We start from the raw sequence: 13,741 nt of genomic DNA, 5'->3' as shown, positions 1-13,741 counted from the left end.
GAATCCACAGACAGCGGTGAACTGCTCAAGGTGTTCATTACATCCAACAAGGGGGAGTGTGAGCTGATCCACGAGAAGGAAGGACAATGTGTGACCTCTGTTAGAGTAGAGAGCAGACTCGCACGCATCACACTGGATAGGCGGATGACTATGGAAGTCGTCCGTCTGTTGCTGGGAGGAATCTGCTGGAGGCATACTGAGTGTGTAGCTTGGAATTTAGTTGCCACACGGGTAAGTTATGGGAACAAATTGTCGTCTCCAGTACCCCTGGAACTGGGAGAGGCCGATATTCTCCAGGCGATTTATTCGACCTGGGCTTCGTACTCTTCCCAAAGCGTGTCGATGTCTGTGCCGGTCTCCGCAGAGATATGGCGCAGCAACTGCGCTCTGTTTTCGAACCGACGGAGTTGGCCCTCTAGGCTCATAGTAGGACGTAATCAATCCTACAGAAATAAATCACGGAGGTGCATTCTCCTGGTTAGCAAAACAAGACCTATCAGCTCCTTAGCCACCTACTCCGCGAGTGTGGGAGATGGTTGGTCGATGGCTGTGTATTCCCGATCTCGGCTGGATCCGTCTGCTTCGAGAAAGTTGTATTGACCCATCTTTGACATATACGTCCGAACGGTTCGCTTGGTCCGTGGATCATCGACGTCCTTGGAATAGCGGTCATGGATCTCGCTCGGCCCGAGTGGGCCATGCTCGCGAACGATGTCGTAGACGACCCGCTGGTGCGGAGTGAGTGAATCGAGGCTCTTCTGCTTGATCTGGGCCCGGGCGTCCTCGGCGGCGTCCAGGAGGATATCGTCGGTGATCTGTTCATAGTTCTCGCGGTCGGCCTTGCTGGCCGCCGTTCGGAGGATGCCGATTGCGAGGCGGGCGTCGCCGGCGGCTGCGTCGGCGATTCGGTAGAGCTGGTTGTCGGTGATGACGTCCTCGTCGAGCCCCCACTTTGCCCGAGCACTCAGGATGTCGTACAGCTGCTCATCATGGTACTTGTCCATCTGGACGTGTTCACTCGAACGAAGCCGACTCACGAGACGGTCGTCGACACGGCTGAACAATTCCTCTTCCTTGTTGGCGATGCAGATGATCGCGAACTGTGGCAGGCTGTGGAGGTCGTAAATGACGCTTGGGTCTTCGAACTGGTCGACCTTGTCAAGGATGATGACGGTTCGCGGGCCGTCGTATTGCTGGAGGCGATCGACGAGTTCGTCGTGGGGCGTCGACTGCCGGTGGATGTCGATGGTCGCGCCGAGGTCGTCGAGGATTTGGTAGAGCGTCCGAAATCGGGTGTAGTTACGCCAACAGTTGGCGTAGGTGGCTTCGACGCCGAGAACCTCTTCGCGAAGGCGCTCGGTGACGAACTGCGAGATACACGTTTTTCCGGTCCCGCTGGGCCCGGTGACGATGGCGGTATCTGCGGGTTCTTCGTTGGTGATGGGTTCGAGGACGCTTGAAAGGTGGTTGACTTCGGCGTCGCGATGCTCGACTTCTCGAGGGACGAACCCGGCACGGAGGACACGAGCATCGCGGATCATCTGTAACTGGCTGGTTTTACGGGCAAGTTATAAAAACGTAATCGGGTCATTTCCGGAAATGACATGGTTGTACCTGGAGACCGGTATTCACCGTGTCGCCATCATGCGATTTTGTATGCGGAAATCGTGGATTTCCGGAAATTTCCGGAAAGTGGATTCTCTTCTTCGACAGTACTCCTAAAGAGTCAAGTAGCACATATCCGACTGAATAGCTAGACTCTCGCGAATGTCTGATACCGAAACAAGCCCTGATGCGGAATCTACGCACCGGTACTCTGTTGGCCGACAAGTTCTAGACCGGAATAAGGATGGGCAGACGAGTATGGTGATAGTCCATCAACCTGGTACGGTTGCCAGTGAGTGGGATGTCCCCGGAACTGGGCAAACAGTCGCAGATTTTAACGATGCCTACCGCCCAGATGCTCTGGTCAGTATTGTGGTTTTTGAGCAGGCACTTTCCGATGAACTCCCGGACTGGAATTCGATTGACGGCGCAGATCTCTGGGAAGCTGTTCAAGACACGTCAGTGGATCACTATGCTTACCCAGAACCCCGCCTCATTCGTGCGACAGCGAGCTTGCCGTCGAACATTGAGACGTATCATGAACTCATCTGCTACCAGTACGCCCGATTGATTCAACTGGCTGCTGACGTGACTCACGAAGGCTTTCTGTGGAAACGGTATAGCCAGCTGAAAGACGGTGAGTATGAGATGGCCTCTATTACGAAGGAGGACAAGTACCAGCTCCAGGAAGATTTCGGCGTTTGCGTGTACTGCAAAACAGAAGCGAAAACGACGTTTGACCATGTCATTCCGACTGGTGATGGCGGAGCGGATACGATCAGCAACCAGGTTCCTGCTTGCCAATCCTGTAACTCCTCGAAAGGAGATGCAGATGTCATTGAGTGGTGCAAGGAGCGCGGGGAACCTGTTCCACGAATCGTCTGGGGAAAGTACCTCAAGCAGTACCGTGACCAGCTATTGGACGATGGTACACTGGCTGAGGAACTGACGCAGGACGACCGTGAACGTTGGGATGGGGTCGAAATTCAGCGAACCGTTACCGACAGGATCCGAAAACGGTACGCAAACTGATACTGTGGCCTTTTACGCCTCACGCGCTGTTCTTGTTATTGCTGTGCGGACCGTGTCCTGTGGGTTAAACTGGCCGCTCTTTTGTAGAATAGCGGAACGGCCCGATAACGAAACATCCAATAGTTGAATTGGCGGGTTCTCGAGCCAGAGTGAGTGAGCGAAGATGGTCTAGAGTTCATACAGAACGGAGATAGCGCTAACTCACAAATATTCGATCAGCTGGCGAATGTTGTAGCAGAGTTCTAAGTACTGAGTTCGCTTTGGTCGTCTACACTAGATCACCATTACGGTGGTCGCAGATCTCGCCAGCGAAAATCCTCGATAGCCCCGTCGTCGAGTTGGACTCTGAAAAGCACTGAATCCCGATCGTCGCCAGTCATCTGACCAGCGTTGTCTTCGATTACACCGACAACGGTTCCCTCAACCCCGTGAAGGCGATCATGATCGGGATCAGTCTCGTCCGGGATATCAACGCGCACCCTGTCTCCTTCAGAGTACCGTCGCATATGGGTGTCTTGCAAATTGGGTGGGGGTGAGTTAGGACTGTCTGTCTTCCACTATCACTGGGTCGTAATTCTGGACTGCGGTGCAGGATGGGGAAAGCAGGCAAACAAGAGTTGAATCAAACACCCAGCCTGCGGCAGGAGATGTCGATCCTGATCTCGGGGCTTTTGGGCACTAGCCTCAGGCGGCCGTTCCGATAGCCGGTCAAACCCGCCGCTTCAACGTTTGCCAGTATTCCGTGCGTTGACGCGGGGGAGAGAGTCAAAGACGGTCATTCGGCTTGTCTACTGTTATGTCCGCTGCTAGTCCGACAACCCAATCGGCTGGGATTACTTTTGTACGCTCTTGGGTAAGCGATTGTTGGTGGCGTCATAGCGCAGTTTCGAGAATAGTTTTGAGTGCTTTGTCGCCGGGTTTGCGACGGACGCGTTTCCGAAGCTGTAGTGCTCTGAGGTAGCGTGTAAGATTGTCTTTGGAGACGCCTCGATGCGGCGAGAGCCACCGTCGCGCCAGCGACGCGTGGCTCTCGCAGGTGTTCACGTGGACGTCTCCATCGGCGTATTCGCCATCGCCGTGGACGACGTACTGTCGGTCGAAAGCGTCGTCCTCGTCAAGTGGCTCGTAGGCTCGAAAGCCGTCGGTGTAGACACTCAGCGACTCCTGCTGGCGGTCGTCCAGCAGGAGTCGTATCATCGATTCCTCGGCGGCTTTCGCCGGGTGAAGATACGTCTCGCCAGTACCACGATCAGCGAGGATGAACACTGGTGGCTTATCCTCGTGATACGTTCCACGACCACGCGTGGACAGGCCACGCGAGCGCGACCGCCCGTCGCGCTCGCGGCCCTTCTTCCCTGCGTTCACGTACAGCTCATCTATCTCGACCGGTCCTTCCAGTGTGATCCGAGGCGCGTCCAGCGCCCGGAGGAAGCGCTGGACGCGCCGATACACCGTCTTGAACGATACCTCGATCTCCACGTCCAGTTGCCGGATGCTCGTATTGAACCGGATATATGCGTAGACAGCGAGAAACCACTTCCTGAGTGCCACTGCCGAGTGTTCGAAGACCGTGCCGGTCTTGTCGTTGAATGTCCGTCCGCAATCCTTACACAGATATCGCTGGAACACTCGATAGCTGCCGTACCGAATCACGGATTCGGCACGGCAGCGCGGGCAATAGACGCCGTCACGCCAGCGAATCTGTGCCAGCAGATTCGCGGCCCGGTGCTCTGAGACGAATGTCTTGAGTGGAATCATGCTTCGTCGGGTGGTGCGTCCGCGCCACCCTTGCCCGCTGTGACTTCCAGCTACTGCTGAGAACTGACCAACAATCCTCTACACAAGAGCGTATTCTATTATTGGTTGATGATACCCCAACACAAAAGTCTCGCATCGGCTGACCCGGCTCCAGCAAGTGTAGATTGGTAGTCTGGGTTGTCATCAATGAACTCATCTAAGTACTCCTGCAACTCTTGGAGGAACACTTCTGTATCCCAATCTGGGAGTGCTTTATTTTCTACCCTGAAGCGTTCACGGAGCTCTGCGTCTTCATCTGTATTGGCCAGTCGAACATTGTCGAGGCGCTCGTGTAATCGGTTCGCCCACTCTCCGACTGTAATTGGCTCTCCGTCTGGTCCCGTCACTGTGCGCTCCACATCCATGAGCCGGAATTCAAGATACTGTAGTATCTTCTCTTGCTCGACAGAGATCTGCTCACCTTGCTTGAAAGCGCCGCCGACTTGCCCAGCCCGGATTGCTTCAAGCCGATCGTTGAGGACGGCCTCGATACTCTCTTTTGCGTCTTGGATGTCTTCTGTGTCAAGGGTTGAATCTACTGTTTGGGTGGACGGCCCAATTCCAAGCTGACGGATCTTCGTGATATTTTCGACATTCCCATCGCCGGTAGTGTGGTATAGTGCTCGCTGAACCCGGCCTAATGGGGGCGAACTTCCGTCTTCGAACCACTGGTGTGCTAAGCCAAACAAACCTGGCTCGATATCTTCTGGATCATTCTCATATACGGTGTAGAGTTCGTCTCGATCTCCAGGTGGGGTATCGAAATAGTCTGCTGCATATTCGAAGTCTTCCGTTTCGAGCCCAAACTCCTCTACCAGTTGTCGGCGTAGCTCTAACCGTTCGAGGGCAACTCGCTCGTCACTCCCTGCGTTCCGAAGGAGCGGATTCGTGCTCACGTCGTCCAGATCATTATAATCCGACATCGATCGCGACCGACGCAGCGAATCTTCGATCTGGTCGATTTCGACTTCACCGATGGTCTTGTCCGTCTCGATGCCAGCCTCTTCGAGAGCCTTGTTCTCGTCGGGGTCAAGGATATTGTTCTCCTTACCGACAATTAGGGCAATATCGTTGATTTTTGCTTGTAGCCGTTCCAAGAGCTTGATTGCGGCCTCGATATCACCGTCTGGGAAGAAATTGTGGACAAATTTGTCGGCTGTGCTCCCAATCCGGTCAACGCGCCCGACTCGTTGGACGATTCGCATTGGATTCCATGGGAGATCGTAGTTTACAACCACGCTGATGTCCTGAAGATTGACCCCTTCACTGAGCGTGTCCGTCGCCACGACGTACTGTAGCTCTTGTTCATCGGTTTCTTTTAGAGTGCTTTGATAACCCGAAGCCTCCGGCGCGAATCGTTTAATAATATCCTGCTTATTCTCGTCACCACCTTTGACGACCGCACTATTGCTGGCAGTGACTTTGCTACTCTCGCGTCGGAGAGATTCATAAACATAGTCCGCTGTCGCACGGTATTGGGTAAACACGAGTATCTTCTTATCGTAGGAATCGATAACCTCGCAGAGTTCGTCGATTTTGGGGTCACGAAACCGCTTGAGGCTGAAGACGGCGTCGTAGAAATCTTGGGTCTTCTCGATCACATTGTCTAAGGACTGGCCGGGATAGATACGGGGATTTATCTCGTCATCTGGCATATCTGGGATACCTGAGAGGCCATTCTGACCCAACCATTGGTTGATTGTTACACTCAGATCGCCTAATTCACCAGGCTGTTCAGCAACCTGGCTGATGAACATCGCTAAGAAGTATGCCAGTAGCGTGAGGTCTTCTTGAACGTAGGTGATGAGATCGCCGATAGTCGCATCTTCGAGCTCATCCATCTCTCCAGATTCGTCAGCTCGAACAGCACCGGAATCAAAGCCGAACTCCTCAAGTGCCTCTTCGATTTGATGAGCTTCCTCTTCACTACCGACAAATTCAGCGAGAGTTACTGGCGCATCCTCGTCGCCGTTGGTGCCTGCCTGAATGGCCCGTAATCGTTCAATATGCTGGTCTTGTGGAAGCTCCTCCAACGCACGGAGGAGATTCGTCTCACTCTCATAGACTGTCCTAATCGATTGGACGAAGGCGTACGTCGATGATTCCAGCCGCTTCAAGAGATTCAGCTTGAACAGTGCTTTAAGCGTACTTCCAGCTTGAGGGTTCTGGACAGTTATGTGTGGGAGATGAAGGGCGTCTATGACTTCCGGTAGGTTATCGTAGACGGGCCGGTACGCGGGTGGCAGTTGGTACTCTTCACGCGTTACTTTCGGTGGTTTGAAACTTATATCGATATCGTCACTTTCCAATATACTGTCTTTGACATGCTTACGCGATCGCAGCACCATCACTTCATTCAAGATCTGGGAAATTTCCTCGGAGAGGTTGGTCAGCTGCTCGTTAATTTGATCTAGTCGCGCTCCCGTAGCTTCCTCTTTCCCAGAAACAATATCCTTCCGTTCAGCAGACAGATCGACATACTCCTCGAAGGCGTTGAAATTGAGGTTGGCCTTGTTTCGTATCTCGTTTTCATCGGTGAAGAGGCTAATTAGATTCTGAAGATCTTTCGCAGAATTGTTTATCGGGGTAGCTGTGAGCATAATCATCGTCTTCCCCCGAAGTTCCCGCAAATTGGCGTGCCGTCGGGTCCCTTTATAATCGTCCTCATCGTCGGGATTGGGGCGCCACTTCCCGTGATTTCGGAAGCGGTGGGCTTCGTCAATAAGAACTACGTCCCACTGTTTGCGGAGTTGCTGGACCCTCTCATAAGAGAGATTCTGGAACTTGCTGATGCTCATCACTTCCAAATGCTTCCCGTCGACTTCCAGATTGAAATACGGATTCCCGTCTTCGTCAGTAGCATCTTGGAGCAGGTCGATCCATTGATCAGTGAGGTTTGCGGGTACAACCAGAAGGCAGCGTTTGTTGTCTAGTCGGTAATCACGGAGCAGTTCTCCGCCGATGAACGATTTCCCCAAACCAACTGAGTCGGATATGATGCAGCCATTGTAATTGCCGAGTTTCTGGCGAGCACTTTCGTAACCAACCGCTTGGAAGTGATAGAGTGGGCTATCCAGGCGTTCATCTATATTCCCATCTAAGAAGTCGTACGCAATCAGTTTGTACAACTCAAACGGTTCTATGCGAGTGCCGAAGGTCTCTGAGAGGGTATCTTGGGACGTTTTCCAATCGCAGTAGGTGTCATTATTCTCGATAATGTCCAAGATATCCTTGCTAAATGGCTCTGCGTTGGCCCACTGGCTATCGTACCATTCATCAAAGGCGGAGACATCCGCCTGATCATCACTGACAAGATTGAGCTCAATATTTCGCGTATGTCCGGAGCGGGTGAAGTTCGATGAGCCAACTACAGTGAGCGGATCGTCGCTGTCTGGATAGCTGCCGTCCCCATTTCGCTGAGTATGGAAACTGGCACCCTTGGCGTGGAAATATCCCTCTTGCGTAAGGCGGACCCGGACATCGATGAGGCCCCGTTCAATGTACTCACGGAGCTTATCAACCTGTTCGAGTTGGGGGCCGTTGAGTTTTGAGAGATCTTCATCGAGACGCTGACAATATGCTTCCCTAAGCGACATTCCTTCTTCTAATTCCTCTGCTGTCGGTTGGTCCGTCTCATTACCCATCAGAATACGGAATGGTGCTGTTTGATCAGCAGTTGAGACCGGGAGGTGGTCGAGGGAGTCTTTAACGAGATTGAATCCGGAGAGATAGAAATAGCCGGTTGCAATCCTTATCTCTTCACTCTGGGGGAGAACGTCCTCGAAGATATCCGCGAGGGTTTGTCCCCGGTTATCGATCAACCGCTTGATGTCACGGGGCATTTGTGTATTGGTATGGTTGTGGGTACATAAGTAAGTGTAGCGTGGTTTATTGTGGACCCTACTTTGGACTGCGATTTTCGTATCGTACTAATATGCTTAGTGGCAGATGAGGCCGTTATATCGAGTGTTATATATTAAATAATCTATTTAAAATGTCCCATATTTAAGTAAGACCCAGTACGATACGGAGTTGCACACCCAATTTTATACCCTTGTGATGTCACGTCGCAGTTAATGAGTACCCGACGGCGTAAAATTACTGCTCAGGACATCGCCGATTGGACGGATCTTGAGGAGATAATGGAGACCCTCCGACACCGCGGTCTTCGAGAGGTAAGCCTTGAGGATCAGCTCAGCGACGATCAAAATGACGCTTTGGGGGAAAGCGATTACCGCTTTTTACAGCTGGCAGAAGGGAACTTCCTGATCGTTATCGAAGCCGAATCTAGTAAGTCACCGTCTGACTACCGAAATGTACTTAGCCCAACACTTAGAACCGCATTAGTGGTTCAGGAGTTTGGACGGTTTACATTCATCTCACGAAAGCGTAGCTTCGGTCCGGAGGGTCAAAGAGACTATCAACAATATTCTTTTGAGCGATCACAATTTACCGGGGATGGGAAAAAATATTCTACACTTGACAAACTGAACGATATTGAGGGCGATGATGCGACTTCCATTCAGAACCTCTATGATACTCGTGAGGTCGTCAAGGAATTTTACAGTGAATTCGAATCCATTCGTTCTGATCTAATTAGAGAAGTTACTGGAGTAGACGCTGAGAAGGAGGGAGAAGCAAAAGAACAGTTTGTTCAAGTTTTATTCAACCGACTAATTTTCCTACATTTCATTCAAGAAAAAGGGCTTCTTAATGGTGATACGCAGTATCTCAAAAACAGACATCAAGAGGCGGTGACTCAAGATGAAAGTACTTTTGAGGTGTTCTATGAGCCCTTGTTCTTCAAAGTGTTAGCAGAAGATGAAGAGAACTATGACGAAAATGCTGATATTGATGTGTCTTTCATTGAGGGCGACGATTTACCCTATTTGAACGGCGGGCTATTCTCGAAAAGTCCAGTTGAATCAAACAATCCAGACATCAGGCTTGGTGAAGATCCCAAGCAAGAGAACGACCACTACTGGCGCATTCTCGACTTTCTTGACGATTGGAACTGGCACGTCGATGAGCGTCTGGACATCGTCGAACCGAAGAACCTCTCTCCAGAGATACTTGGCCACATCTTCGAGCAGACGGTCAATCAGAAGGAGATGGGGGCGTACTACACTCCAGAAGAGATCACGGATTATATGGCCCGGAAGGCCATTCACCCCCGGATTTTGGAAGATCTCAACTCCCGAATCGATAATCAATACGGATCGATTCAACAGGCTCTTGATCACGGTGAGGAGGTTGAAACACTCTACGAGGAGGTATTACTGAATCTTAAGATTCTGGATCCTGCAGTTGGTAGTGGGGCCTTCCTCTTGGCTGCAGAGAAGGTGTTACTTGATGTATATTTAGAATGCTTTGATAAGCTACGTGACCGATACTCTGATCACACACCTCCAAGCGATGCTATCCAAGCGGTACTAAACTGCCCTTATCGGAATGAAGAGCTGTTCGCCAAACGAACAATAATCCAGAACAATCTGTATGGTGTCGATATTGATGACGGAGCAGTCGAGATCTGTAAACTCCGGTTGTGGCTTTCGACTGTTGCCCAGATTGAGCAGGACCCGGAGCAGGTAGAACCACTCCCCAACATCGACTTCAATATTCGTGATGGAAATACACTTATTGGATTTATTGATACAGTCGAAGGAACTCCGGATGGCAACAGCACTATTACTAGTTTCAGCGATGAAAGCGTAGATGATTATGTCACAGAAGTAGCTGATCTAATTGAACGACAACAGGGGGCCACCGGTTCTGAGGCAGTTGCCATCCGAGAAGAGATCGAGGATTTGATGGACGAATATCGACCGGAACTAAACGAGCGAATTCAGGATCGGTTTGAGCGAGCTGGACTTGATAATGTTACACTTGATGAGGTAGAAGGTCACAATCCTTTCCACTGGGTTATTGAGTTTGCGAAGGTCTATCGTGACGGATGGTTTGACGTGATTGTTGGCAATCCTCCGTGGGACCGAATTCGGCAAACAAGGGACGATTTCTATAGTGACTACATTGAATCATTCCAGAATATGATGCCTGACGAGCAGGAACGAAGGATTGACGACCTGCTCAATGAACGGCCCGAGCTTGAGGACCAGTTTGAGGCATTTCAGACGGAAAAGAAACGTTTGGGCGAATACTTTCATAAAAGTCGGGATTATGAACTTCAGGATCCTGAAGTGGCGGGGAGAAAGCGATCTACTGAAAACGACCTCTCAGCACTGTTCTTAGAACGGATTTACAAACTTGCCGGCCCTGAAACCTACATCTCCCAGATCCTTCCAGGTAATATCTTCACTGGCTTAGCGACAAAGGATCTACGGGATGCGTTACTAAACGAAAAGACAGTTGATTCAATCATAGGGTTCAAAAACACCGGGATTTTTGCTAACATTCATCAGCAGTATAAATTTGCTGTCGTCGTATTCAAAAACTCTGGTGAGACAGATGCTCTCAAGGGAATATTTGGTCAACCGAGTTTGAAAATTCTTCGAGAGCTACAGGAAGGAAACGAAAGCCGCATTCTCGAAATTCCTCGAGAGGTTTTGGCTGATTATTCCCCGATTGCAGGTATCTTCCCTATCGTGAAGACACAAGAACAGGTCGAAGCGTTAAACACGATTGTCCAGCATCCCCCGGTTTCTGAACCAGATGATGAGAGTTGGTATGCGAACCCGTATCGGGAGTTAGATCGAACCCAGGATTCTGACCGATTCATCCAAGATCAAAACGAGGGGGACTACCCTGTTCTTGGAGGAAGTAATGTCTACCTCTTCTCTTATGACGACTCAATATACAATATTGACCCTCCCGAATTCTGGTCGGTGGAGGGAACCTCGAATCAAAGTGCAAAGCAGCGAATCCGAGAAAAAGGCGTTCGTAATCTCAAATCTGCCCTGTTTGACTTGGTTGATAACTCACCCGAAGTCAGAGAGCAATTTGAAGTCACGGCAACCGGCTCAATGAAGGGTACTGTCAACGATTTATTGCAGGCCTCTAGAGGTAGTGAACTTTCCGAATCTGATGTGAAACTTGACTGTACAGAGTATCGGATCGTGTATCGAGACGTTGCTCAACCGACAGACGAACGTACTATGATAGCATCTGTTATTCCGCCAGGCTATGTCTGCCACAACAAACTCCATACGGTTCGTCCTTTTGAAATTGATCCAGAAATTGACCATCTAACCGAAGAACCTCTTCACGGAGTATATGAGCGGATCTTCACTGATCGCGAATTATTCGCCGCTGTTGGCATGCTGAATAGTATACCGTTCGATTATTTAATGCGTACGAAAATTGATAAGAGTGTCGTGATGTACAAATTCCGCGAATCCCAAGTTCCCCATCTTACGGCCGGCGATGAATGGTTTGAAGAGATTTGGCGGCCCGCTGCAAAGCTGAATTGTTATGGCGAGTTGTTCGCAGAGATGCGAGAGCGACTTGGGGGGCTCGAAGCGGTCGATATTGGCGATATGGCGGAACGGAGAGATACTCAAGCAAGACTTGATGCTGCTGCATTCCATGCATATGGCTTTGGACCTGAGGAAACGGATTTCATTCTGAATGATTTCCATCGGGTTGGACAAGCTCGAATTATGAACGAGCCCTATTTTGAGCTAGTCAAAGAGCACTACGAAGCCTTCCAATAGGATGACTGAGAGCAACGGCTTTTTTATTAGAATAGCATTTGAGGAGCTCCGGGATGCCCTCGCTAAGGAAGAAACAACCGATGTGTGGGATGGAACGGACAATTATACCCAATCGATTGCAGTTCTAACAGATCGGCTTGATCCTGATCCTGCTGGCGAACTGAGCGACGATCTGGGTGACGGTGTGTTGAATTTCTCTATTGATGAACCGGAACCGAAGCGTTCTAGATTAATTCATGAGGTATTCAAGACGACGATTTTAGCAGAACAAAAAGTACTCGATGAGGTCTCCGTAGACACCCCGAATGATATCCCGAACTTGTGGTATGACGAACTCTCTTCGTCTACAGTTGATGAAATCACCCGGTTATTGGATTTTGAGGGACGTTCGGATCTTCCAGATTCATGGTCCGCTCACACGCTGGTTTCGGATCGTTTAGCGGAATATGCTGATACGAGTGGTTCTAATTCCTATGAAATTTGGTTCCCCTTGAACCTCATTCCTAAAGAAACGGGGGCGCTCCCAAATACACTCACTGTTGGAAAGACATTCATTGCTCCCGTCTCGTTTGATGATTGGCAAGATCGTCTTTCAGAAGCGGTATCGCAATCGAGCGTTGATGATATCAACGGTAGATATTCGACGTTATCGCAGTGTATTGACCGACAGGATAGGCCGCACCGGAGTACACACTCAATTTGGAAATTCGAATGTGACGCTACAAGTCTTGCACGGGCAAGCAGGAAATTTCGGGAAAGATTGGATTCCGTAATTGGACTCCTCAATTTTATAGATAGTAACGGTCCACGCTATATAATCGATCACAGTGAATTGGATGATCCCAGTCCATCAGATCAACGAACACTAGTAAAACCGCCGTTTTATTTGGTATTTTCAGACGAGGAATATATTAAATTTGGGTCTACTACATCTATGAATCGTCCTCCACTTCGACTGACTAATGATCATCAACAGTCAATCGAACGGTGGCTGGAGCCGGTGCAGCGTGAGGATATTGGTAGACCGGGGAAGAAGTACATTGAGAGTTTCCGTGCATTCCAATCAGCAGCGACGACAGAGGATCCTGAAAGAGAGTTCTTAGCCCTCTGGCAAGCGATTGAGTCAGTGGTTATGACTGAGGAGGGCGATAATTCAAAGGACGTACTCAGACGATGTAGGGCGTTTATCCAACAAAATTCGAGCGATAGTGAAAATTATGACACCCATGACGTTCTTGATCATAAACTATTCCGGGGGCGAATTAATCGATTGAAATCAAGACGGAATTCTCTCGTACATACGGGGGCAGATGTAACAATCATACAAAAAGATCTTGCACTTCTTCAATACGGGTATCGGATTGTACTGGATGGTGTTCGTGATTTGCTTGCCGAGGATCGAACACATGATGAAATTATTGGCGTACTTGATCATGGATATAAAGACCACTCCACAATTAGTGAAGCGATCTCTAATAAGAAAGATGACCGTGGCACCTTAGAGACGGAAATCTCTGAACTTGATGTAGAGCTTTCAGGACTCGAGTTTGTCGTGGAGTGGATTGGTGAGTAGAATTGTTCGTACAAGGATTATTAGCAACAAACGCTTATGACTTGGTGCGAACAGAGTACAACAA

At 50.0% G+C, this 13,741-nt stretch carries 8 protein-coding genes; 3 read left to right on the top strand and 5 right to left on the bottom strand.

Annotated features, from left to right (window positions below):
• Positions 1–302: 302 nt before the first annotated feature.
• Together BMX17_RS27380 and BMX17_RS21320 are read right to left on the bottom strand one after the other, a co-directional pair.
• The gene (locus tag BMX17_RS27380; RefSeq protein WP_280141428.1) at positions 303–425 is read right to left on the bottom strand and encodes a hypothetical protein; all 123 of its coding nucleotides are present in this window, start codon (positions 423–425) and stop codon (positions 303–305) included.
• 87 nt (positions 426–512) lie between these two features.
• Positions 513–1,541 (bottom strand): Cdc6/Cdc18 family protein, encoded by a 1,029-nt coding sequence (locus BMX17_RS21320; protein WP_092663898.1) that lies wholly within the window; start codon positions 1,539–1,541, stop codon positions 513–515.
• A gap of 226 nt (positions 1,542–1,767) precedes the next feature.
• On the opposite strand from BMX17_RS21320, the gene BMX17_RS21315 reads away from it, so the two are divergent.
• Positions 1,768–2,637 carry an HNH endonuclease gene (locus BMX17_RS21315; protein WP_092663896.1) on the top strand — a complete coding sequence of 290 codons (870 nt, stop codon included), beginning with the start codon at positions 1,768–1,770 and terminating at the stop codon, positions 2,635–2,637.
• A gap of 284 nt (positions 2,638–2,921) precedes the next feature.
• Here the strand turns inward: BMX17_RS21315 and BMX17_RS27600 are convergent, their stop codons facing one another.
• From BMX17_RS27600 to BMX17_RS21300, 3 genes are all read right to left on the bottom strand, one after another.
• Complete coding sequence (locus BMX17_RS27600; RefSeq protein ID WP_092663894.1) at positions 2,922–3,143, bottom strand: DUF8139 family protein; 222 nt, start codon at positions 3,141–3,143, stop codon at positions 2,922–2,924.
• A 367-nt stretch (positions 3,144–3,510) separates the two neighbouring features.
• Positions 3,511–4,395 (bottom strand): IS1595 family transposase, encoded by an 885-nt coding sequence (locus tag BMX17_RS21305; RefSeq protein WP_092663892.1) that lies wholly within the window; start codon positions 4,393–4,395, stop codon positions 3,511–3,513.
• Positions 4,396–4,493: 98 nt separating this feature from the next.
• Positions 4,494–8,276: a helicase-related protein gene (locus tag BMX17_RS21300; RefSeq protein ID WP_092663890.1), complete on the bottom strand. Its 3,783-nt coding sequence runs from the start codon at positions 8,274–8,276 to the stop codon at positions 4,494–4,496.
• Between the two features lie 234 nt (positions 8,277–8,510).
• Between BMX17_RS21300 and BMX17_RS21295 the strand changes: the two genes are divergently transcribed.
• Positions 8,511–12,104, top strand: coding sequence for an Eco57I restriction-modification methylase domain-containing protein (locus BMX17_RS21295; protein WP_092663888.1), 3,594 nt, complete (start codon positions 8,511–8,513; stop codon positions 12,102–12,104).
• Between the two features lies 1 nt (position 12,105).
• The gene (locus tag BMX17_RS25420; protein WP_139203635.1) at positions 12,106–13,677 is read left to right on the top strand and encodes a HEPN domain-containing protein; all 1,572 of its coding nucleotides are present in this window, start codon (positions 12,106–12,108) and stop codon (positions 13,675–13,677) included.
• Positions 13,678–13,741: the final 64 nt, after the last annotated feature.

This window comes from Halorientalis persicus (assembly GCF_900110215.1).
Classification (GTDB): domain Archaea; phylum Halobacteriota; class Halobacteria; order Halobacteriales; family Haloarculaceae; genus Halorientalis; species Halorientalis persica.
The sequence above is the reverse complement of the archived record's forward strand: the minus strand, read 5'-3'. Positions and strand labels throughout refer to the sequence as shown.